Here is a 22,447-nt window from a genome sequence, read left to right on the forward strand (position 1 = left end):
CGCCGGCCGGTCGGCTGTCGGGACGGTGCCTCGTCGAGCCGTTCTGGCAGTCGGCCGGTCGTGTTTCATCAGGTTCTTCGATACGAGTAGAAAACCGGCGCGCGGGTTTGTTCTTCTGGGGTGGAGGAATGACAGCCGTGAAAGGGCAGACATGTCGAATGACCGCATCCGCGTGGCCGTGATCCTGTCGAGTGTGCGCAAGGGCCGGTTCGGTCCTACCATCGCCAACTGGCTCATCGGGACCGCCGACCAGCATGACGACATCGAGGTCGACCTGGTGGACATGGCGGACTTCCCGCTGCCCACCGCCCTGACCGACGAACCGACGCCCGAAGTCGCCGAACTGCTCGGCGCGTTCTCGTCCCGGCTTCACCGCGCGGACGGTTTCGTCGTGGTGACCCCCGAGTACAACCACAGCTTCCCGGCCTCCCTGAAGGCGGCCCTCGACTGGACCCAGCACGAGTGGCACGCCAAGCCCGTCGGGTTCGTCGGGTACGGCGGCCTGGCCGGCGGTCTGCGCTCCATCCAGCAGCTCCGCCACATCTTCAACGAACTGCACGCCGTCACCGTGCGCGACACCGTCAGCTTCCACGGTCCGTGGGAGCAGTTCAACGCCGACGGCAAGCTGATGGATCCCGTCCACGCCGAGAACGCCGCCAAGGTGCTCTGGGACAGGCTCAGTTGGTGGGCGCTCGCCACCAAGGAGGCCAAGGCTCGTCGGCCGTATGACAACTGACGTCAACGTCAGGTAAGAGCCAGTAACACCGTGTCGGGTCTACCGGTCCGGCCGTGGGTCAGCGCGCCATCACCCCCGGGTGCGCATCCCCGTACGAGAACGCTCGTGGCACCCGTACACCGCACACCACTCCCCGTGCGGACCGGGTGCCTCCTCCCCAAGGGCGCGGGGCCGCGGAACCCCCTGCCGCCGCCCCGCCACACCCCCGCCGGTACCGGCCTCCCCCTGCGGGTCCCGGCGGGGTGAGCGACGGTGCCCGGGGTGGGCGCCGAAGGCGGGGGTCCGGCAGATGAGGGACGGGTGGCCGGGCCCCCGCTTCCGCTTGCTCTCGCAGGGCCACGCGCCTTGCTCTCGCACCGCCACCCACCTCGCCCTTGTACAGCCACCCGCCGGGTCACGCTCCCGTGAGCAGTGTGTCGGGGGAAGCCGTCAGCTCGCGGCCGGTCAGTGCGCGCAGCACCGGGTAGGCGCGTGTGTCACCGGCCAGTACCCCGCCGAGCAGGGTGCGGCCATCACGGTCCAGGACCACCTTGGCGTACGTGCCCGCGCGCCGGTCCTCGCGTACGTATTCGATCGACCCACCGGTACGGGCGTGGGCGTCGCCGAACCCGGCCACGTCGACGCCGAGCAGCTTCAGTCGGGCGGAGGCGTCCGCACCGGCGAACGCGTCGCCCTCCCTGCCGAGCAGTTGCCGGGCCACGGTCTCCGCCATCCGGTAGCCGGGGGCGGCCAGCCCGTGGCAGCGGCCCTCGACGGCGGCGCACTCGCCGATCGCCCAGACACGTTCGTCCGCGGTACGGCACCATTGGTCCACCAGGAAGCCGCCCCGCTCGGCCCGTGCGAGAGCGGCCGGATCGGCGAGTTCGTCCCGGGGACGTACCCCCGCGGAGAAGACGACGAGCGGGGCGTCGACCACCGTGCCGTCGTCCAAAGTCACCCGCGCCGCGCGTCCGTTGGCGCCCGGCTCGATACCGCGCAGAACGGTGGAGCAGTGCACGCGCACCCCCAGCCGCGCGATCGCCTCGGCCAGCACGCGTCCACCGCCGGCGTCGATCTGCTGGGCCATCAGCCAGGGCGCCATCTCCACCACATGAGGGCGCATGCCCAACTGCCGTAGCCCACCTGCTGCTTCCAGGCCCAGCAGACCGCCCCCGACCACCACCGCGTCCCGGCCCGGCTGCGCTGCCGCGCGGATCGCGTCGATGTCCTCCACCGTCCGGTACACGAAGCAGCCGGGCAACTCCCGGCCGGGTACCGGCGGGACGAACGGCCGTGAACCGGTGGCAAGTACCAGTGCGTCGTAGCCGAAGACCCTCCCCTTCGCGCATGTCACCGTCCCCGCCGTCCGGTCGATTCCGGTGACCGGAGAGTGCAGGTGCACCTCGACGCGCGGGTCGCCGAGGACGTCGGGGCCCGCCAGTGTGAGGTCCCGCGCGCTCGCGCCGGACAGCAGCGAGGACAGTGCCACCCGGTCGTAGGCGGGTCGGGGTTCCTCGGCGAGGACCACGATGCGCCAAGTGCCGTCCGCGTCACCCCTGTTGCCCGTGCGCATCTCCTCGACCAGGCGGTGTCCCGCCATGCCGTATCCCGCCACGACCAGCGTACGTGTCCTCACGATGCGCCTCCTTGCGCCTGCGGCGGGGAACCGAGCGTCGCGCACAGCTCGCGTACGACGCCTGTGCAGCTTCCGCATCCCGTCGTCGCCCTTGTCGCTCGCGCCAGCGCCGCCGGGTCGTGCGCGCCGCCGGTCCAGGCCTGCCTCAGCGCCGCGTGCGTGACGTTGTTGCAGTGGCAGACCACCGCGTCGTCGGGCAGGACGCCGTCTTCCGCGTACGTACCGTCGGAGCCGGTCAGCAGGGCGAGCCGGTCCTCGGGCAGGACGGCGGCCCTCTCGTGCAGGAAGCCGACCGCGGCGACCGCCGGGCCGATGACGACACCGCGCTGGATACGGCCTCCGCGCAGCGCCAGCCACGCGTATCGGCCGCCCGCCCGGTCCATCAGCGAGATCGTCTCCTCGGCTTCCTCGATTCCCTTGGCGGAGGCAGGAGTCAGGGCCACCGCGTCGAAGTCCGCGATGCGCGGGCGCAGGACCTGAGGCGAGGGGCTGAAGGGGCGGTTCGTCCCGGTGAGGATCCGGGCCAGCGCGTCCGCCTGTTCCCACGCCCCGGTCACCGTGGCTCCTACGGCGCCCGCATGCTCCGCGCAGTCGCCGATCGCGTGGATGTGAGGGTCGCTGGTACGCAGCCGGTCGTCGACCACCACCCCGTCGCGCACCGCCAGTTCGCAGGCGCGGGCCGGCGCTGTCTCCGGCTCGACCCCCGTGCACAGCAGCAGGGTGCCCGCCGCCACCACCTGTCCGTCGTCCAGGACCAGCTTGCCCGGCATGAACTCGGTGGCGCGTCTGCCGAGTTGGACGGCAACCCCGCGTTCGGCCAGCAGATCGTCGAGCACGGCGCAGGCCCCCGCGTCGAAGTACCGCTCCATCAGTGCGTGTTCGCGGTGGACCAGCGTCACCTCGTGCCCGGCTCGCCGCAATCGCAGGGCCGACTCGACCCCGAGGATTCCGCCGCCGAGTACCGTGACCGGTCCGGCCGGAAGGGGGTGGCAGTCGGTTGCCGTGCGTACGGTGCGTACGCCGTCGGCGAGTTGCCCGCGCGCGGTCACCAGGCCCGGCACCCATGGCAGTCGCGGTCGGGCGCCGGTGGCCAGGACGAGGACGTCGTAGGTCAGTTCACGTCCGTCGTCGAGGCGGACGGTGTGCCGAGCGCGGTCGATCGTACGCACCCGGGTTCCCGTCAACAGCCGTACGGTGGACGGCAGTGCGGGCAGCGTCAGTTGGCCGGGGCTCAGCGTGCCGTCGAGGACCGAGCCCAACAGGGCCCGGTTGTAGGGCGCGTTGTCCTCGGCGCCGATCACGGTGACCGTGCCGCGGTGTCCGTACTGGACCAGGCGTGCGGCCAGCCGGTGCGCGGCCGGGCCGCCGCCGACCACGACGACGTCGGTCTTCATGGGCCCTCCCCGGTCGGGGTGATGCGCACCGCACTCACCTTGAACTCGGGCATACGGCTGCGCGGGTCGAGGGCGTCGCCCGTGATCAGGTTGGCGCGGGCGGCGCCGGGATAGTGGAACGGGAGGAAGACGGTGTCGGGGCGCAGGGTCCGGGTGGTGCGCACGCGCGCCCGTACGGTGCCGTGGGCCGAGGTGACCTCGGCGAGCCGACCGTCGTCCAGGTGGAGGCGGCGGGCCGTGTCCGGGTGGATCTCCACGACCATCTCCGGTGCCGCCGCGGTGAGTTCGGGTACACGACGGGTCTGCGCGCCCGACTGGTACTGGGCCAGGACCCGGCCGGTCGTCCCGTACAGCGGGAACGCGGTGTCGGGGGTCTGGGCGGCAGGGCGGTGGTCCACCGCCACGAAGCGGGCCCGTCCGTCCGGGTGTGCGAAGCGGTCGAGGAACGGTCGTGGTGTCCCCGGATGCCCGCCCCGGCCGTCGTCGCCCGCGTTCTCGGCCGGGCAGGGCCAGTGCAGTGCCTCGCCCGCGTCGAGGCGTTCGTAGCTGATGCCCGAGTAGTCCGCGCGGCTGCCCGCCGAGGCACGGCGCAGTTCGTCGAAGACGTCGCGGGGGCGGGTGGGGAAGCGGTGCGCGGGCTGGCCGAGTCGTACGGCGAGCGCGTGCAGGACCTCGAGGTCGGTGCGCACCTCGGGTGGGGGGCGAAGATGCCTGCGGCGGCGCAGCACCCTGCCTTCCAGGTTGGTCATCGTGCCTTCTTCTTCGGCCCATTGGGCCACAGGCAGGACGACGTCGGCGAGTGCGGCGGTCTCGGAGGGGACGAAGTCGGCGACCACCAGCAGGTCCAGGGCGTTCAGGCGTGCGGTGATGTGCGCGGCTCGGGGTGCCGAGACGACCGGGTTCGAGCCGAACACCAGCAGCGCCTTCGGTCCGGTGGGAGTGCCCAGGGCGTCGAGCAACTCGTAGGCGCTGCGGCCCGGTTCGGGCAGTGACGCCGGGTCCACGCCCCAGACCGAGGCCACGTGTGCGCGGTCCGCGGGGTCGGTGAGCGAGCGGTAGCCCGGCAGTTGGTCGGTCTTCTGGCCCATCTCTCGGCCACCTTGGCCGTTACCCTGTCCGGTCAGCGTGCCGAAGCCGCTGCCGGGAGTGCCCGGCAGGCCCAGGGCCAGTGCCAGGTTGATGAACGCGGCCACCGTGTCGGCGCCCTTGCTGTGTTGTTCGGCGCCGCGCCCGGTCAGGACGTACGCCCGCCGGGCGCCGCCGAGCAGCCGGACCGCGGCCCGCTGGTCGTGGGCCGGTACCCCGGTGACCTGTTCGACCCGCTCGGGCCACCAGGCGACGCAACTCTGCCAGGCGGCGTCGAAGCCGGTGGTGCGCGCGTCGATGTACTCCTTGTCGGCCAGGCCCTCGGTGACGGCCAGGTGCAACAGGCCGAGGGCCAGGGCGAGATCGGTGCCGGGGGCGGGCTGGAGGTGCAGCGCGGCGCGCTCGGCGGTGCGGGTGCGGCGCGGGTCGATGACGACGAGGTCGGCCCACGCCAGGTGGCGCATGAGCGGTGGCATCGTCTCCGCCGGGTTGGCCCCGGCCAGCAGGACCGCATCGGCCTCGGCCAAGTCGGTGACGGGGAACGGCAGTCCGCGATCGAGTCCGAAGGCCTCGCACGCCGCGGCGGCGGCCGACGACATGCAGAACCGGCCGTTGTAGTCGATCTGACTGGTGCCGAGGGCCACGCGCGCGAACTTGCCCAGCGTGTACGCCTTCTCGTTGGTCAGTCCGCCGCCACCGAACACCGCGACCGCGTCCGGGCCGTGCCGGGAGTCGAGCCACGCCAGGCGGTTGGCGATCAGGTCGAGGGCGTGGTCCCAGTCGGCCGGGGCGAGTTCGCCGTCGGGGCCGCGCACCAGCGGGGTGAGCAGCCGGTCGGGGGCGCCGAGGACGGCGGGCGCGGTCCAGCCCTTCTGGCACAGGCCGCCCTGGTTGACCGGGAAGTCGGGGGAAGGGCGTACGGCTACGTCGCCGTGGCCGCCCGACAGGACGGTGGCGCACTGAAGAGCGCAGTACGGGCAGTGGGTGGTGCTCTCGCGGGTGCCTTCCCCCGCCCGTACGGCGCCCGGGTCAGCGGACATGGGAGGCGTGGGCTTGCGGGGCTGTCGGCGCGGGCTGGGCCTCGCGTTCGCCGCGCAGGTAGACGGTCCGGATCACTACGGCGCACAGGGCGTAGTAGCCGAGGAAGGCGTAGAACGCGGGTTCTCCGGTGCCCAGTTGGCCGTAGGAGGTGCGGAACGCGAGGTTGATGGCGGCGCCGCCGAGCGCGCCCACCGCACCGGCGATGCCCATGACGGCTCCGGACAGGCGGCGGGCGAGGGCGAAGGCAGCGGCGGCGTCGTGACCTGAGGTGATGGCGGTCTCCGCCTGCCGGGCGAACACGGCCGGGATCATCTTGTACGCGGAGCCGTTGCCGACGCCGCTCATCACGAACAGCGCGGTGAACCCGGAGACGAACAGTCCGAACGAGTGGGCGTGGGTGGCTACCAGGAGGACGCCGATCCCGGCGGCCATGCCGGCCAGGGACCACAGGGTCACCCGGGCGCCGCCCCACCGGTCGGCGATCCGGCCGCCGAGGGGGCGGGCCACCGAGCCCAGCAGCGGGCCGAGGAAGGTGAACGAGGCGGCCTGCAGCGGTGTGGAGCCGAACTGGCTCTGCAGCACCAGGCCGAAGGCGAAGCCGAAGCCGATGAAGGAGCCGAAGGTGCCGATGTACACGAGCGAGATCCACCAGGTGTCCGCGCGGGCGGCGGCCTCGCGCTGGGCGCCCGGTTCGGTGCGTATCAGCGTCACGTTGTCCATGCGCAGCGCGGCCAGCAGGGACACCAGAGCGATCAGTGGCAGGTAGCAGGCGGCGACGTACGCGGGGTGGGTGTCCCCGGCCACGGAGATCACCAGCAGGCCGAGCAACTGCACCGCCGCGACGCCGAGGTTGCCGCCGCCCGCGTTCAGGCCGAGGGCCCAACCCTGGTGCCGTTGCGGGTAGAAGGCGGTGATGTTGGTCATGGAGGAGGCGAAGTTGCCGCCGCCGAACCCGGCGGTGGCGCCGATGAGCAGGAACACCCACAGCGGGGTGCCCGGCCGCTGCACGAAGTACACGGTGAGCACCGTCGGTACCAGCAGCACCAGCGAGGCGAACACGGTCCAGTTACGGCCCCCGAACCAGGTCACCGCCCAACTGTAGGGAAGCCGCAGCAGCGAGCCCACGACGGTGGGGACGACGACCAGCAGGAACTTCTCGTCCGGGGCGAAACCCAGGCCGATCTTCGGGGACATGAACAGCACGAGGACCGACCACATGCTCCATACGGAGAAGCCGACGTGCTCGGACAGCACCGACAGCACGAGGTTGCGCCGGGCGATCAGCCGCCCGCCTCGCTCCCACTGCCGCTCGTCCTCGGGGTCCCAGTTCTCGATCCACTGTCCACGGGCTCGTTGGCGGGTCGTCATCTTCTCCTCGGCTCTCTCCAGGCTGTTGCTACGGCATTCAGGGGTCGTGAAGGTCGTGAAGGTCCCTCCCGCGCGGGCCGCCCACAGCGGGCGGCCCGCACCGGGGAGTGTCAGGACCGCAGCGCACGGTCCACCAACGCGGCGGCGGCTCCTGTGTAGTTCGCCGGGTCGCACAGCGCGGCCAGGTCGCCCGCCACCTCGTCCGGGAGGTCCGGGAGTCCCGCGAGCACCTCGGCCAGGGGCCGCCCGGTGGTCTCGGCCGTGCGCGCGGCCTCGGTGAGCAGCGCCTTGGCGCGCGTTCTGCCCAGGGCCGGGGCCAGCCGAGCCGCCACCCGCTCCGAGACGACCTGACTGCCCGTCAACTCCACGTTGGTACGCATCCGTTCGCCGCGGACCTCCAGGCCCTCGGCCAGCTCCACCGCGGTGTGCGCCGCGCCGCCGGTCAACCGCAGGCACTCGCGCAGCAGTTGCCACTCGGCGTGCCAGGCGCCCGCGGACCGCTCGTCCTCGCTGACCAGGCACTGCGTCAACGCGGCGGAGAGCGCGGGTACTTGGAGTGCCGCGCTGCGCAGCAGGGTCGCCAGGACCGGGTTGCGCTTGTGCGGCATGGCCGAGGAGCTGCCCTGACCCTCCCCGGCCGGCTCGGCGACCTCGCCGACCTCGGTGCGGGCCAGCGACTGCACATCGACGGCGATCTTGCCGAGCGCCCCGGCGGTGAAGGCCAGCGCGGACGCGAGGTCGGCGATGGGGGTGCGCAGTGCGTGCCAGGGCAGGACCGGCCGGGCCAGCCCGGTCTCGGCGGCGTACGCGTCGACCAACTGGTCCAGATACGTGCCCGCTTCGGGCCGTCGGCCCTCCGCGTCGACGGCCGCGTACTCCAGGTATCCGGCGAGCGTGCCGGCCGCCCCTCCCAGCGAGACGGGCAGCCCGCCCTCGTGGACCCGGGCCAGCCGCGCCTCCGCGTCCAGGACCAGCGCCCGCCAGCCCGCCGCCCGTAGGCCGAACGTGGTCGGGACGGCGTGCAGGGCGAGGGTGCGGCCGACCGCGAGCGTGTCCCGGTGCCGGGCGGCCAGTTCACCGAGGGCGCGCGCGGTGCGCGTCAGATCGTCGCGGACGATCCGCAGCACCCGGGAGGCCACCAGCATGGTGCCGGTGTCCAGGACGTCCTGGCTGGTGGAGCCCCGGTGGACGTACTCGGCGGCCACCGGGTCACGCCGTGCCACCTCGGCGGTGAACGCCTTGACCAGGCCCACCACGGGGTTGGCGGTCCTGCGGGCGGCCAGGGCCAGCGCACGCAGGTCGAGCCGGTCGGCGTCGGCCGCGCCCGTGATGGCCTCGGCGGCCTCCTTCGGCAGGGTGCCGAGCGACGCCTGGGCGCGGGCCAGGGCGGCCTCGGCGTCGAGCATGGCCTGCAGCCACGCCCGGTCGCCGGTGGCCGCCTCGGCCGCGGTCCCCGCCCTGACCGGTGACAACAGCCCCGCGTCGGTGAGATCGTGCGGGGAGTCGGTCACACGATCACCCCGGACAGATCACCCTCGGCGTTCACCGGCCGTACCCCGTCCGGCACATGGGCGACCGGGCCCAGAACGAGCACCGAGCGGGCGATCGCGTCGGAGTCGCCGAGGGTCACCGAGTCGACGCCCGGCCGGATCCCGGCCGCGGTCACCCAGTGCACCGACTCCGTGGGCACACCGAAGGCGAAGCGCCGCGGGTGGGCGCGACCCCGGCCGTCCAGCAGCCGGTAGGGCCGCTCGGTCACCGCGAGCCCGCCGGTCTCGTAGCCGCTGCCGTCGGCGCCCCGGATGCGGTAGGGCGTCGCCTGGTCGGTGTCGAGCAGGTGCCGCAGCAGCGGGTCGTCGGTGCGGCGCAGGTCCGGCTCCGGCAGCCGGGCCTCGATGAGCACGGTGGCGCGCACCGGGTCGCCCGGCACCGCCGTCGACGCCGCGATGTACTCCCGCTCCGTGGTGTCGATCCGGACCTGAGTGCCCGGCCCGGTCACCGTCAGCACGCCCGCCTCGATCAGCGCGACCATCTCCTCGATACGGGAGGCGGGCGGGCCGATGGACAGGAACGCGTTGAGCGGGGTGTACCAGCCCTCCAGGTCGTCGCGGTGCGAGTTGCCGTCGAGGCCGCCGTGGTCGACCGCGAGCCGTACCTCGTTGCGCAGGTCGCGCAGGACGTCCAGGGCGGCCTTCAGCGGACCGCTGAGGTTGCCGCGGCGGGACTCCTCGACATCGCGCCGGAGATAGGCGAGGAGCCAGCCGGTGAAGTCCGCCCGGTCGGCGAACACCCGCTCGCCGTACGGGCGCGACAGGCGCTCCCAGTCCCAGCGCTCGGCGGCCGTGATGCCGTAGGAGTCGAGCAGGGCGGCAGGATCGGCGTCCGGCTCCAGGGCGAGGTAGCGCTCGGTGAACTCCTCGCGCAGCTCGTCGCCGCCGCGGGCGGCCAGCATCGTGCCGTAGTAGACGCTCTCCACCTCGCGCGAGATCAGCGGCCACAGGTCCGTGGAGAAGTTGAGCGAGCCGCCCGCGGCCGACCGCTCGCGCAGCGTCCGGATGTAGTCGGCGGTCAGCAGCTTGGGGAAGTAGCGGCCGGTGGCGCCCTTCTCGTTCTCGCCGCGCGCGTGGTACGGCACGCCGCGCCGGGAGAAGGCGTACAGGTTCGGCTCCTGGCCCGAGCGGCGGTAGACGAGCCGGCCGTCCACGCGCTCGAACCGCCCGCCGCGGCCCAGGGTGAACAGGGCCATGTGGTCGAAGAAGTTGAGGCCGAGCCCGCGCAGCAGCACGTTCTGTCCCGGCGCGATGCCGCTGAGGTCCAGGTCGGCCGGGTTGGCCGGGGTGATGTAGGTGAGGTGGTGGATACGGGACAGGCTCGCGGTGCGCGCCTCGCGGGCCGAGAGCCGGGCGGGGACGTGTCCCTGTGCCATCACGATGGCGTCCAGCTCGTTGAGCCGGGTGCCGTTCTCCAGCCGGATGCCCTGCGGGCCGCCGGGCACGCCGTGGGTGTCGGCCGCGGCCACGGCACGCGAGCGGTGCACCCGGACCTCGACGTGGTCAGGCGCGCGGTCGACGATGCGCTGGAAGCAGTCCTGGAGGTAGTGGCCGTAGAACGCGCGCGTGGGATACGAGTCCGGGCCGAGCCGTTCGGCCTCGGCGAGCACGGCCGGGTCGTGGTCGGCGGGGTCCGCGAGCAGCGCGAGGCTCTTGGCCCACTCGTACAGGCTGGGGCCCGGCTCGATGGGGCCGTCGATCTGCGCGCTGTCGTCGGTGAAGACGGTGATCTGCGAGGCGACGGTGTTCATCAGCAGGTGCTGGGACTGCGCGGTGCGCCACACGGTGCCGGCGCCGGGCGCCGAGGGGTCGACGACGTGGACGGTGACGGCGCCGTGCGCGCGGGTACGGCGCTCGTTGGCCAGCAGCCGTTCCAGTACCGACAGCCCGCGGGGGCCGGCACCGATGATGCAGACCTCGAGGGTGCTGTGCATGCCAATTCTCCGTTCTGGGAAGAGGGTGACCGGCGGCCGGTCAGAAGAGTCGGCCGCCGGTTCCGCAGGGGAGCGGGGGTGGGCGGGTTACTGGTCGGCACCGGCCGCCAGCAGGCGGGCCAGTTCCAGGCGCTTGATCTTGGTGGTGGCGGTCTGCGGGAGGTCCTCCAGGCGCCACTGGACCGGATCGGCGAGGGCCGGCAGGTCGACCACCGCCGTCTTCCAGGAGAGGTCGTCGAGGGGCGTGTCGTCGCGGGTGCACACCACCGGTACGGCACGGCCGTCCGGGCCGGGGATGATGATGACCTCGACCAGCTCGGGCAGCCGGGTGAACAGCTTGTCCTCGATCTCCAGCGTGGACTGCACACCGGGGATCTCGTCGACCTCGCGGTCCAGCAGGTGCAGACAGCCCAGCTTGGTGCGGTAGCCGAGGTCGCCCATGCGCCACCAGCCGTCGCTGACCTGCTTCTGCCAGCGCTGGTGCTCACCGAGGTAGGTGACGATCCGGCCGTCGCTCCTGACCTCGATGAAGCCGGGGTTCTCCTTGGTGACGGGCGCGCCGTTGCGGCTGACCACGCGTACCCCGGTCATGCCCGGGAACGGCATGCCGACGCAGCGGCCGTTGAAGTCGGCGCCGTCCTTGAGCGAGTACGTACGCGCGGCGATCGGGCCGACCTCGCTCTGCCCGTACGCCTGGGCGAAGCGCCGTCCCTTGCGGCGGGACGCCTTGAGCAGGGTGTTGACGGTACGCGGGTGGATGGCGTCGAAGGTACTGGAGAAGTACTTGACGTTGGCCAACGGCCCGCGCGGGTCGTCGGCCAGTTCCTCCCAGCGCAGGAACGTGTTGGGGTGGGCCTCGATGAAGCCGGGCGGGGTCTGGGCGAACAGCTCGCCCACCGTCTTCGGGTCGTCGTCCCTGAGGATGATCAGCGGGTGCCCCTGGAGGATCGAGATGGGCATCGCCGTGAACATCCGCGAGTGCACGAACGACACATGGACCGCGATGGGTTCGCTGCGCCGCACGGCGGTGGCCACGACGGTGGCCTGCGGGCGGTAGCGGGCCTGGAAGCTCATGCCGGTGTGCACGGCGAGCTTCGGGGTGCCGGTGGTGCCGGAGGTGTGGGTGATGAGGGTGGGGTGGTCGATGGGCATGGCGACCGCGGGCACCCGCTCGACGCCCGCCAGCTCGGCGAACGAGGTGGCTCCCGCGTACTCGCCGCGGGCCAGCAGCACGGTGCGGGACAGCTCGAAGACCTCGGCGGGCAGGTGGTGTTCGAGCTTGTCCTGGTCGGTGATGAGGAACGGCCGTCCGACCCGGCGCAGCAGTTCGGCGACCGTCGCGCCGTCCAGCTTGGGGGACAGCAGAACCGGGATGGCGCCCGTGCGGGCGATGGCACAGGCGAGGAGGGAGATGTCGAAGCCGTCGCTCTTGTGTACGACGACATGGTCCCCGGGACGCACCTTGACCGACCACAGTCGGGAGGCGAAGTCGTCCACCAGGTCGGCCAGTTCGGTCAGGGTCGTACGGCGGCCGAGTCCGGGGGCGATGTCCAGGTCGTGATCGAGGATCACGAAGTTCGCCGGATGTCGGGCCGCTGCCCGGTCGAACAGCGTGCCGAGCCGTATTCCCTTGCTTCCTATTCGCTGGAGAAACATATAACCGATCTCTCGTCCATGGCTGCGGATTCACGAAGAGGGCCTGCGGTGACGCTGAATTGCCGTCGGTTTCAGGGACGGGTTCAGGGACGGTTCAGAGGCGGGTTCAGAGGCGGGCTCAGATCTTCTCGTCGTTCTCGACGACGACCTTGATACGGGCGAGGGTGTCGTCGAGATCCCGCTCGAGCTTCTCCGTCCACTCGGTGACGAACCGCTTGCGGCCGTCCTCGTCGAGATCGGCGACGATCTTGTGGATACCGGCGGTGGCCTTGCCCATCCGGAAGTGGTGCACGAGCCAGCAGGTGCCGTCGCCGGCGTCCTCGACGTCGAAACCCCAGATGGACTCCTGGTCCTCGCGGGCGTGGGTGAGCATCATCCAGCGGAAGGTGCGGCCGGGTTCGGCGGCGACGACACGGGCCTCGGTGTACCAGGTGCCGCGCACCAGCGGGGCCCAGCCGACCACGTCCTCGCTGCGCAGGTTCTCGCCGCGGAAGACCGAGCCGACCGCCGAGGGCGCGCCCTCGGTCCACTCGCCGCCCTGGCACTCCGGGCTCCACTCCTTGCTACGGGTCAGATCGCTGACCACGGAGTAGACCTGTGCGGGTGTCGCGGAAACGCGAATACGGGCGTCGAGTTCGAAGAGCGGTGAATTGTTGATGATGGTTTCCGTCGTGGCTGTCATGCCGGTAAGCGTGCCGATGGCTCAGGAAGGCGAGCAATCAAGCCGTTCGGGGTCCGTCAAGTTTCAATTCCGGACAGCGATAAGTTTCAATTCCGGACAGCGATGCGGAATCGGTGGACATAGTCGACAAGCAAAGTCGATGAATGAGGGTGGGGAATTGCGAAGGGGGGACCGGGGTGCGGGTGTGCGAAGGCGCCGCGGGCCGGGCCCGCGGCGCCTTGGGGGAATCCGGTACGGACGGACCGGTCAGTCGTGTACCCGCAGCACCAGCTTGCCGTGCACCTTCCCCTCGTCCAGTCGGCGGTGCGCCTGCTCGGCCTCGCTCAGCGGGAGCACCTCGGTGGCGCGCGGACGCAGGAGACCCTGGGCCAGCAGATCGTTGATCCCGCGGGCCGCGTCGGCGAGTTGGGCGGTGTCCGCGTGCGAGATGGCGAAGCCGTGCACGGAGCGGTCCATCAGATACAGCGGCCCGACGGGCAGTACGGGGCGGGTGCGCAGGCCCGCCATCAGTACGACGCGGCCCCGGCTCGCCAGCAGGTCCACGGCCGTGTCCAGGTCGTTGCGGCCGGAGGTGTCGACGTGGACGTCCACACCGTGCGGGGCGGCGGCCCGGATCTGCCCGGCCACGTCGGGGGAGCGGTAGTCGACGACCTCGTGGGCGCCCAGCGACCGTACGTACTCCGCGTCGCGGCCGGAGGCGACGGCGATGACCCGCGCCCCGGCCCGGACCGCCATCACCACCAGCGCGCTGCCGACGTTGCCGCCGGCGCCGAGCACGGCGACGGTCTCGCCCGGCCGCAGCCCGCCGTGCGTGAACAGCGCGAGGTGTGCGGTAGCGGCCGGGTGGGCGAGGGCCACCGCGTCCACGGCTGCCACGTTGTTGGGCAGGTGGTAGAGGCGGTCCACGGGCACCACGGCCTGTTCGGCGGCGGCGCCCTGTCGGCCGTCGTGGCCCAGGCTGTTGCACCAGACCCGGTCGCCCGCCTGGAAGCCGGGGGCGCCGGGACCGGCCCGGACCACCGTGCCGACCAGATCGCGGCCGATGACGAAGGGGAACTCGACGGGGGTACGCCAGGCCCCGGAACGGACGAAGGTGTCCACGTGGTTGACGGCGCTCACCTCGACGTCGACCAGCACATCGTGCGGTCCTGGCACGGGCGGCGGAAGCTCGCCGTAGCGGATGACGTCCGGGGAGCCGAGCTGAGTGATGTAAGCGGCACGCATGGTCGTCGAGTCTGCACCGCCGCGGCGGCCGACAGCAGTGTGCGCGCCGATCGCGGGCCACGCTCCGTCAGGTCGCACCCGGGTGCGTCAACTCCCCTCCGGCGGGCGGCCCGTGCTCCTACCCTCTCCCCCATGACCCTCACCATGACCGACGTGCCGCCCGGCGACCGGCGGATGACCGCGGACATACGACCGCTCGTCCGCGTCCTGCGCCCCGCGCTCACCGACGCCGACTTCGACCGGTTCGCGGCCGAGGCCCACCGGCAGGGCCTGGTGTTCACCGCCACCTACGACCCCCACGGCCACTGCGCGGGCGTGGCCACGCACCGGGTGCTCGCCACCAGCCGCGGCCGGGTGCTCTTCGTCGACGACCTGGTAACCGACCCCGCCCGTCGCTCCGCCGGGATCGGCGCCGAGCTGCTGCGGCACCTCACCGCGCGGGCCCGCGCCGCGCACTGCGACCGCGTCGAACTCGACTCCGGTGTCACCAACCAGGCCGCCCACCGCTTCTACCACGCCCGGCGCATGACCATCTCGGCCCTGCACTTCGCGCTGGAGGTCGGCGCGGACTGACGACTCAACGCCCCACATCAGCGCCCCTCCTCGGCATTGGCAGGCTCTTGGCCGCTCCTTGACCGGCCGCGCCGACGGTGTGCACACGCCGTACGAGTCGGTGGCGGTCCGCCGCCGACGAGAACGAAGGAGGCCTTTGACCGTGCCCGCGACTGAGCCCGTCCCCGTCGACTTCTGGTTCGACCCGGTGTGTCCCTGGGCGTGGATGACGTCCCGCTGGCTGCTGGAGGTGGCCGAACGGCGCGCCCTGGACATCCGCTGGCACATCATGAGCCTGGCCGTCCTGAACGAGGGCCGCGAGGACCTGCCCGAGCGCTACCAGCGGCTGCTCACCGAAGGCTGGGCGCCGGTACGGGTGGTGATCGCCGCCCAGCAGAAGTACGGCCCGGAGGTCACCGGTCGGCTCTACACCGCTCTCGGTGAACGCATCCACCGGCAGGGCACCGGCCCGAGCCGTGCGGCGATCACCGAGGCTCTGGAGGAGGCCGGACTCTCGCCGGACCTGATCCAGTACGCCGAACTGGACACCTACGACCGTGAGTTGCGCGCCTCCCACCAGGAGGGCATCGACCGGGTCGGCCAGGAGGTCGGCACCCCGGTGATCTCCCTGCCGGGTCCCGACGGCACGAGTACGGCCTTCTTCGGCCCGGTCCTCACCCCCGCCCCGCGCGGTCAGGAGGCGCTGCGGCTGTGGGACGGCCTGGTGCTGCTGGCCGCCACACCCGGCTTCTACGAACTCAAACGCAGCCGCACCCAGGGCCCGGTCTTCGACTGACACCCCGCTGCCCGTCGCCCGTCGTACTGAACGGCCCGCGCCACGCGCCGTGTTGAACGGCCCGCGCCACCCGACCCCGTAGGGGCGGCGCGGGCCGTGTCTTCGGGGCGGCCGGAGTGCGGCCCGGCCACCGGTTCGGCGGTGGCGTCGTCAGACGGTCGCGGTCGCCGCCGGAAGTCGCGCGGACGCCGTGGCCGCCGACGGTCCCGGGACGCGCAGGGCGAGCAGCCCCAGTACCGTGAAGAACGCCGCCCAACCTGCCCAACCCGCCCAGTCCCAGCCGACGCTGGTACTGATCAGAGGCGGACCGACGATCGTCGTCACCGCGAAGCCCAGGTTGAGCGCGGCGAGATGGCTGGTCTTCTGCCCCTCGGGGATGTGCAGCAGCGCCGCCCCCGTCGTCCCCACCGTGATCAGCACCTCGCCCAGCGACAGCAGCACCGCGGCCACGACCACGACCGCGAGGTCGAGGCGCCCGCCGCCCAGCCCGGTCAACGGGGCCGTCAGCGCGCCGAATCCGGCCAGCAGCCCGCCGCCGCACATCAACGCCCGTGCGCGCGTGAGCCGTTCGGAACCCTTGCTGAGCCGCACCTGGAGCAGGACCACCAGGGCCGTGTTCAGCAGTTGGATCAACGTCACACTCCAGGAAGGGGCTTGAGTGCGCTGCACGATCCACAGCGGCATCCCGATGCCGAGCAGCAGCGCGGACAGGGTGAGCGCCCCGTACAGCGCGGTGATGCTCAGGAAGGCCCGGTTGCGCAGGATCCGCGCCCGTCCGCCCGGCCGGGCGGACGCCGACGCGGCCGTGTCCGGGAAGCCGCGGCAGATCGCCGCGCAGCACAGGAACAGCACGGCCGAGGCCACCAGCACAGCCCGGTACGCCCACGGCTCGTCGATGGCGATGGCGGCGCCCGAGGGCAGTGCCCCGGCCGCGAGCCCGACGTTGCGCAGGGTCCGTACCCGGGCCAGCGCGCCCACGGCCTGGGCGTCAGGGACCCGGTTGATCAGCCCGGACTCGATCAGCGGCCCGATGCCGCGGCTGAGCAGCCCCGCCACCGCCGCCGCGCACAGCGCCTCGGCGAAGGTGGTGACCGCCGCCAACGCGAGGAAGGCAGCGCAGCGGACGAGGAACAGGGCGCACAACACGGCCCGGATACCGAACCGTTCCGCGGCGCGGGCGATCGGCATCGCGCCCACCAAGGAGGCCACACCCGACGCACCGAGCACCAGACCGATCTGATGGTTCGTCAGATCCGCTGCCCGGTCGAGGAACAGCACCGAGAGCGACAGATACATGCCGAGGCCGACTGCGTCGCACAGCCCGACGGCGTAGAACCCGCGGACCGGCGCCGGTCGCGCTGCCTGTTCCGGCGCTGACCGCGGGGCCCGTTCCGGCGCGGCCCCGTCAGTCACGGTCCGCTCCCGCCGTGGCGTCGAACCCCGGCACCAGCCGGATGCCCAGAGCGCGCTCCACCTGGGAGGTGAGGACACGGGCCGTGGGCACGTCGGGGGCGTCCACCAGGAAGCTGGCCAGATGCAGGGTGCGCTGCCTGTTCGCCTGCTGGCCCGGCAGGAAGCGCGGGGAGAGATAGACGAGTTCGGGGAAGGCGCGCAGCACCTCCTCGGCGGGCGTCTGCGCGGCCACCCGCCAGGAGCCGGCCGGGATCGGCAGGAACCGCAGCAGTGCCGCCCGGGTGAACTCCGGCAGCCCGGTCGGCGGCAGCCCGAGGGAGCTGCGGCCGATCTCGGCGGCGTAGTCGTAACCGGCGGCCACCTTGAACATGGCGGGCAGCGGGCCCCCGGCGCGCGCGTTGACCTCGATGACCTTGGGGCCGTCCACGGTCAGGGCGACCTCGGTGTGCACCGCGCCGCAGGTCAGCCCGATCGCCCTGATCGCCTGGTCGGCGACGTCGACGACGGCCGCGGTGGTCGCCGCGTCCAGCCGGGACGGCAGCACACAGCCCTCCTCGGCGTACCCGTGCTCCAGGGGCAGTCGGTCGGTGACCGCCAGATGGTGGGCGGTGCCCGCGGCCAGCAGCGACTCCACGCTGCAGTACGCCGCGTAGCCGGCGTCGCCGTCCTCCTCCAGCGCCATCCGCTCCTCCAGCAGATACGCCTCGTCGGACTGGAGGAAGGCGGTCTTCTCGGCGCGGGCAGCGGCGAAGGCGTGGATCAGCTCCGCGTACGTGGACACGAGCCGGACGCTCTGACTGCCCGCGCCCAGCGAGGGCTTGAACACTCCGGGCAGTCCGACCCGGGCGGCTGCCGCCGCCAGATCCCGCTCGTCGACGATCACTTCGAAGCCGGGGGACGGTACCCCGCGCTCGGCGAAGACGAGGCGCTGGCGCGCCTTGGACTGGGCGACGGCCACCGCGTCGGGCCGGTTGCCCGGCAGCCCCAGCCGCTCGGCGATCTCGGCCTGGGGGCGCAGCAGCAGCTCGGAGTAGGTGACCACGCCGTCCAGCGCGTGGCGGCCGTCCAGGGCGACGGCGGCCTCGACCGCCTCCTCCAGGTCGGCGGCGTCCAGGAACTCGCCGCGCAGGCCGCGTCGTTCCCAGCCCGCGCGTACGGGAGCGGAGGGGCGCCAGGCCGTCACGTACACGACGCTGATGGTGTCGGTGACAGAGGACAGCGAGTCGAGGGCCTCTTCGGGGGCGTGGCCGCCGATCCCGGCGAGGAGCAGAAGGTGAGGGGAGCCCATGACGGTGAGGCCTTTCAACGAGGGGCGGATGAGGAGGAGTCGGACAGCGCGCGATCCGGGGCGCGGGGCGGCGTGCGGAGCAGGGTGCGGGACGGCGTACGGGGCGCGGTACGGAAAGGTGTGCGGAACGACAGCAGTTCGGTGACGAGGTCGTCGAGCCGCTTGTCGAGGAAGTCCCGTGGCGGACCCGGTGTCAGGTCGGCGGCGGTGGTGGCCACATGGGTGGGTGTGGCCCAGCCGCCCAACGCTCGTACCACCGTGCGTAGTTGGTCGCAGGCCGTACCGGCGCCGCGCGGACCGCCGCCCGCGGCGATGAGCCCGGCCGGACGCCCGGCCAGCGCGTCGCCCTTGAGATGGTCCAGCGCGTTCTTCAACAGGGCGCTGTAGGAGCCGTGGTAGACGGGCGTGGCCAGCAACGCGCCGTCGGCCGCGGCGACTCGGGCGCGCAGCAGCGCGGTCTGGCTGCCGGGCGGCGGACGGTCGTAGTCCTCCAGGGCGTGGGCGCGCGGGAACTCCACGGCCAGGTCGATCAGTTCGAAGGGGACACCGGCCTCCTCGATGCGGGTGCCGGCGCGCAGCAGGATCTCGCGGGTCACCGAGTCCTTGGAGGCGCTGCCCAGGAAGCCGAGGATCATCGCGCCGCCTCCTCGTCCGCCGGGCCCGTCACCACGCGTACTTCGCGCTCGGCGCGGGCCAGCAGCCGCGCCACTCCGATGTGCGTGTCGTGGACGAAGACATGGGTGCTGATCCCGGTGCCGGAGAACGTCGACGCGGGGATGATGTCGCCGACGCGCGCCCGCACGGAGCGGACATGGGCCAGCGGTGCCACCGTCGAGTCGTCGTACTCCAGCAGCTGTCCGGCCCCGCTGTAGGTCTCGGTCCACCCGGCGTGCGCTGCGACCGGCGCGCGGCGTCCGGTGAGCGGGTCCTCGCCCGCGTCGGCGAGGATCTTGGCGTGGCGCAGGTCGATGCCATGGGTGGCGAGGAAGGCCTGGACGACACCGGCACCGCCGGGCCGGGCGGCCACCTCGCAGAACGTCAGGTGCTCGCCGGTGACGAACGCCTCCAGGTGCAGCACACCGGAGCGGATCCGCCAGGCGTCCACGACCTGCGCGAGCAGCCGTCCGGCCGCCGCGCGCACCGCCGGGTCCGCGACCGTCGCCGACGACAGGGGGCGGCCGTGGCGCAGGGCCATGGTGTCGCGCCTGTAGAGGGAGACGTTCCACAGCGGCTCGCCGTCGCGTACGACCGCGTCGATGTGGCACATCGGGGCGTCGACGAACTCCTCGCACAGGTGCGTGCCCGGGGTGAACTCCTCGCGCAGCCGGCGTTCCAGGGCCGTACGCTCCGAGAGCACCACCACGCCCTGGGAGCCGGACGCGGCCCGCGGCTTGAGGACGATCCTGCCGTGGCGGTCGAACAGCGCCGTCACCTCCTGCGGGCTGTGCGCGAGCAGCCCGTCGGCGCAACGGATGCCGTGGCGGCGGGAGATGCGCTTCATGACGGCCTTGTCCACGAAGCGCCGTGCCTCCTCCGGCCGTTCGCCCGGCACACCGAGCAACCGCCGCAGCCGTGCGGCGGGTTCGAGCAGCCGCTCCGACAGGGCGGCCACCCGGTGCACCGGGTGCGCCGCGTGCACGGCCCGTGCGAGGTGGCCCAGCGCGAAGTCGTCGAACGGGTCGGTGCGGACGACGAGATCGGCGGGCCCGGCCTCGGCACCCGATGTCAGCACGCTCAGACGGAACCGGTCGGCGGGCAGGACGGGCGCGGTGCCGTCCGCGAGGGTCCAGGCGGGGCCGCCGAGCCGGTCCACGAGCAGGACATGGGTACGGTCCTGCGCGGCGGTGCGCAGCACGAGGGAGCGTTCGAGCCGCTCGGCCGCGTCGCGGGCCCGCTGCCGGTCGGCCGCGACCACGGTGTGCCGCAGCCAGACGGTGCCCCCGTCGAGCACCTCACCGGCTCCGGTGAACACCTGCGCCCTGAACACCCCTTGCCGTGCGCTCAGTTCGGCGGCGGTGGGGGCCTCCACCACCCGGCTTCGGCCCTCCGGTGCGGGCACGGCGCGCTGCACGGCGACCGTGCCGCGGGCCGCGCCACGCGGCGCCCGCCCGAGCGCGACCTCGGCCGCGACGGCGACCAGACTCCGGGTGTGCACGGCGTCGTAGAGGTCGATGGTCGCTGCGTCCAGACCGGGCAGCAGTACGGGGGTGCTCGCGTCGGCGGCGGGGAACACACAGCGCACCATGCCCTCGACCGCCGCCTCGCGTACGGTGTGCACGGCGCGTGCGGTGAGCCGGTCAGTCTGCCGCGCGTCCAGGCCGGAGGGGCACAGCCGGGTGCCGGGCTCCTCGTCGAGGACGGCGAGCGCCCGTACCTCGCCGCGGTGGGCGGCCACCACGACCGTGTGTCCGGGCGGTGGGCAGGCGGTGGGGGCCGCGGGCGGGGCGCCGTCGCGCAACTGCCGTGCGGCGGGGGCCGGGGAGAACGTCAGCAGGGCCCGTACCGGCTCGGCGGCGTGCACCGTCCGCGCGGCGGCCCGGATGCCCGGCCCGGTCGACGCGCCGTGCCACTGCCCTCGGCAGTGCAGGCTCCACAGCGCCCGCGCCTCCCGCTCGCCCTCCGGGCCCGAGGTCCACACGACGCTCACGCGGGTGGTCACCGCGCCGACGGCCGTCAGGATCCGCTCGACGGGATCGTCCGCGCCCAGCAGCAGGAGCAGGTGCTCGCCACCGGGTGCGTCGGCCTCTGCCGAAACACCGAGGGGTGTCAGTTCCAGTGAGGCGAGGATCCGCCGGGCCGCCGCTTCGGCGGTGTGCGCGGCCTCCTCGTCGCCGGGGCCGCGGGCCAGGACGTAGCCGATGCGGTCGCGGTTGGTGCGCAGCGCCCTTACGCGGTCGCCGGGGCCCACGGTGACCTGGGACTCGATCACCTCGGGCGAGAGCACCTCCACCGGCTTCGCCGCGCCGACCACCGCGTCCACCGTGCTGTAGAGCTGATGCAGCGCGATGACCGACTCGGGCGGCGCGGCCTCCCGTACCGGCTCGCCGACGGCGAGGGCCACCAGGTCGTGGGTGAGGGACCGGCCCAGCGCGAGCGACATCTGGCGCGCCACCACATGTCCGGCGATCCGGCCGTTGATCTCGATCAGTTCGGGTCCGGTGGGGGTGAGCAGCAGCTCGGCATGGACGGCGGAGGAGCGCAGGCCCAGCGCGCGGATCACGTCGAGGACGAAGGTGCGCGCGGCGGCCTCCTGTTCGATACGCGCCGGGAAGTGGCCGCCGAGTTCGGCCGCCTGGCCGGGCGGTGCGGGCAGCCGTGCGGCGAAGCCGAGCAGCACCACGCGCTCGCCCTGCACCAGCAGTTCCGCGCTGACGTGCCGGCCGACCGCGTACTCCTCGACCAGTGCCTTCGGCGGCGCGCCGTCGCGGCCCGGCGGCGCGTCGAGCACCTCGGCCAGCGCACGGGCCGCCTCCGCCCGGGTCCAGGCGATGGTCACACCCAGGGACCAGCCGCCCGCGGTGGGCTTCACGACGACCGGCAGCCCTATCGCGTCGACCGCGGCCAGCCCCTCCGTCTCGGTGGTGGCGACGCGCCAGCGCAGCGAGCCGACACCGTGTTCGGCCAGGCGTGCGCGGACGGCGGCCTTGTCGCCGAGGATCCGGGCCGCCGCCACCGACTCGTGCGGCACGCCGAGGTCCCGCGCGAGTTCGGCCACGGCGAACGGATACACCTCGTCGCGACCGATCACACCATCGGGCGGGGTGGGCCCCAGCCGCCCGCGCAGCCGCTCGGCGAGGTTCCCGGCGGCCAGGGACGGCACCTCCACGATGCGTGCGGCACGCGAGGACAGCTCAAAGCCCGGCATTCCCCGATAGGCGTCGAGATCGCCGGTGACGAAACTGACCTCGATTCCGGAGTCCGCCATCTCCGCGACCATGTCGAATCCGCGGACCAACGTCGTCTCCACCAGAACTATGTGCACGCCGCTCATCTCCCTGGCCGGTCCTGAATTCCGCACCAGCCTCCGCCCGGAACGCCCCGCTCCTCAAGGAAGCCGCTGGTAATGAGTCAAGTAGCGGGCGCACACACCCTGTTCGCTGACCACGGTGAGT

Annotated in this window: 15 protein-coding genes and 2 pseudogenes; 3 read left to right on the forward strand and 14 right to left on the reverse strand. The window is 72.7% G+C overall.

The genetic code is table 11. The features are described from left to right. Positions 1–151 precede the first annotated feature (151 nt). Positions 152–736 (forward strand): NADPH-dependent FMN reductase, encoded by a 585-nt coding sequence (locus tag NGF19_RS28705; RefSeq protein ID WP_252428565.1) that lies wholly within the window; start codon positions 152–154, stop codon positions 734–736. 394 nt (positions 737–1,130) lie between these two features. Here the strand turns inward: NGF19_RS28705 and NGF19_RS28710 are convergent, their stop codons facing one another. The 10 genes and pseudogenes from NGF19_RS28710 to NGF19_RS31250 all read right to left on the reverse strand — a co-directional run. After that, complete coding sequence (locus NGF19_RS28710; protein ID WP_252428567.1) at positions 1,131–2,351, reverse strand: FAD-dependent oxidoreductase; 1,221 nt, start codon at positions 2,349–2,351, stop codon at positions 1,131–1,133. Then, the gene (locus tag NGF19_RS28715) at positions 2,348–3,745 is read right to left on the reverse strand and encodes an FAD-dependent oxidoreductase (RefSeq protein WP_252428569.1); all 1,398 of its coding nucleotides are present in this window, start codon (positions 3,743–3,745) and stop codon (positions 2,348–2,350) included. Before NGF19_RS28715 ends, NGF19_RS28710 begins: the two co-directional genes overlap by 4 nt. Next, positions 3,742–5,871, reverse strand: a complete 2,130-nt coding sequence (locus NGF19_RS28720) for a molybdopterin oxidoreductase family protein (protein WP_252428571.1) — start codon at positions 5,869–5,871, stop codon at positions 3,742–3,744. The genes NGF19_RS28715 and NGF19_RS28720 overlap by 4 nt, the downstream gene beginning before the upstream one ends. Further along, entirely contained in the window at positions 5,861–7,240 is a 1,380-nt protein-coding gene (locus tag NGF19_RS28725; RefSeq protein ID WP_252428573.1) for a nitrate/nitrite transporter, read from the reverse strand. The genes NGF19_RS28720 and NGF19_RS28725 overlap by 11 nt, the downstream gene beginning before the upstream one ends. Before the next feature lie 110 nt (positions 7,241–7,350). Continuing rightward, on the reverse strand, positions 7,351–8,751 hold the full coding sequence (locus NGF19_RS28730) for a nitrosuccinate lyase (protein ID WP_252428575.1): 1,401 nt from the start codon (positions 8,749–8,751) through the stop codon (positions 7,351–7,353). Continuing rightward, positions 8,748–10,724, reverse strand: a complete 1,977-nt coding sequence (locus NGF19_RS28735) for an FAD/NAD(P)-binding protein (protein WP_252428577.1) — start codon at positions 10,722–10,724, stop codon at positions 8,748–8,750. Before NGF19_RS28735 ends, NGF19_RS28730 begins: the two co-directional genes overlap by 4 nt. An 87-nt stretch (positions 10,725–10,811) precedes the next feature. After that, positions 10,812–12,380: a class I adenylate-forming enzyme family protein gene (locus NGF19_RS28740; RefSeq protein WP_252428579.1), complete on the reverse strand. Its 1,569-nt coding sequence runs from the start codon at positions 12,378–12,380 to the stop codon at positions 10,812–10,814. 118 nt (positions 12,381–12,498) lie between these two features. Then, positions 12,499–13,062 carry an SRPBCC family protein gene (locus NGF19_RS28745; RefSeq protein WP_252428581.1) on the reverse strand — a complete coding sequence of 188 codons (564 nt, stop codon included), beginning with the start codon at positions 13,060–13,062 and terminating at the stop codon, positions 12,499–12,501. 246 nt (positions 13,063–13,308) lie between these two features. Next, positions 13,309–13,863, reverse strand: a pseudogene (locus NGF19_RS31245) (zinc-binding dehydrogenase); the annotation flags it as partial. Between the two features lie 93 nt (positions 13,864–13,956). Then, positions 13,957–14,286: pseudogene (locus NGF19_RS31250) on the reverse strand (alcohol dehydrogenase catalytic domain-containing protein); the annotation flags it as partial. Positions 14,287–14,418: 132 nt separating this feature from the next. Here NGF19_RS31250 and NGF19_RS28755 point away from each other — a divergent pair. Together NGF19_RS28755 and NGF19_RS28760 are read left to right on the forward strand one after the other, a co-directional pair. Beyond that, the gene (locus tag NGF19_RS28755) at positions 14,419–14,859 is read left to right on the forward strand and encodes a GNAT family N-acetyltransferase (protein WP_252428585.1); all 441 of its coding nucleotides are present in this window, start codon (positions 14,419–14,421) and stop codon (positions 14,857–14,859) included. Positions 14,860–14,995: 136 nt separating this feature from the next. Further along, complete coding sequence (locus NGF19_RS28760; protein ID WP_372505987.1) at positions 14,996–15,634, forward strand: mycothiol-dependent nitroreductase Rv2466c family protein; 639 nt, start codon at positions 14,996–14,998, stop codon at positions 15,632–15,634. A gap of 150 nt (positions 15,635–15,784) precedes the next feature. Here the strand turns inward: NGF19_RS28760 and NGF19_RS28765 are convergent, their stop codons facing one another. The 4 genes from NGF19_RS28765 to NGF19_RS28780 are packed head-to-tail and all read right to left on the reverse strand — an operon-like array spanning position 15,785 to position 22,317. Next, positions 15,785–17,047: an MFS transporter gene (locus tag NGF19_RS28765; protein ID WP_252428586.1), complete on the reverse strand. Its 1,263-nt coding sequence runs from the start codon at positions 17,045–17,047 to the stop codon at positions 15,785–15,787. After that, positions 17,040–18,335, reverse strand: a complete 1,296-nt coding sequence (locus NGF19_RS28770) for an ATP-grasp domain-containing protein (protein ID WP_252428588.1) — start codon at positions 18,333–18,335, stop codon at positions 17,040–17,042. The genes NGF19_RS28765 and NGF19_RS28770 overlap by 8 nt, the downstream gene beginning before the upstream one ends. Positions 18,336–18,349: 14 nt before the next feature. Beyond that, on the reverse strand, positions 18,350–18,970 hold the full coding sequence (locus NGF19_RS28775) for an NADPH-dependent FMN reductase (RefSeq protein ID WP_252428590.1): 621 nt from the start codon (positions 18,968–18,970) through the stop codon (positions 18,350–18,352). Next, positions 18,967–22,317, reverse strand: a complete 3,351-nt coding sequence (locus NGF19_RS28780) for an ATP-grasp domain-containing protein (protein WP_252428591.1) — start codon at positions 22,315–22,317, stop codon at positions 18,967–18,969. Before NGF19_RS28780 ends, NGF19_RS28775 begins: the two co-directional genes overlap by 4 nt. Between the last annotated feature and the right edge of the window lie 130 nt (positions 22,318–22,447).

The organism is Streptomyces macrolidinus, from assembly GCF_023887685.1.
GTDB classification, from domain to species: domain Bacteria; phylum Actinomycetota; class Actinomycetes; order Streptomycetales; family Streptomycetaceae; genus Streptomyces; species Streptomyces macrolidinus.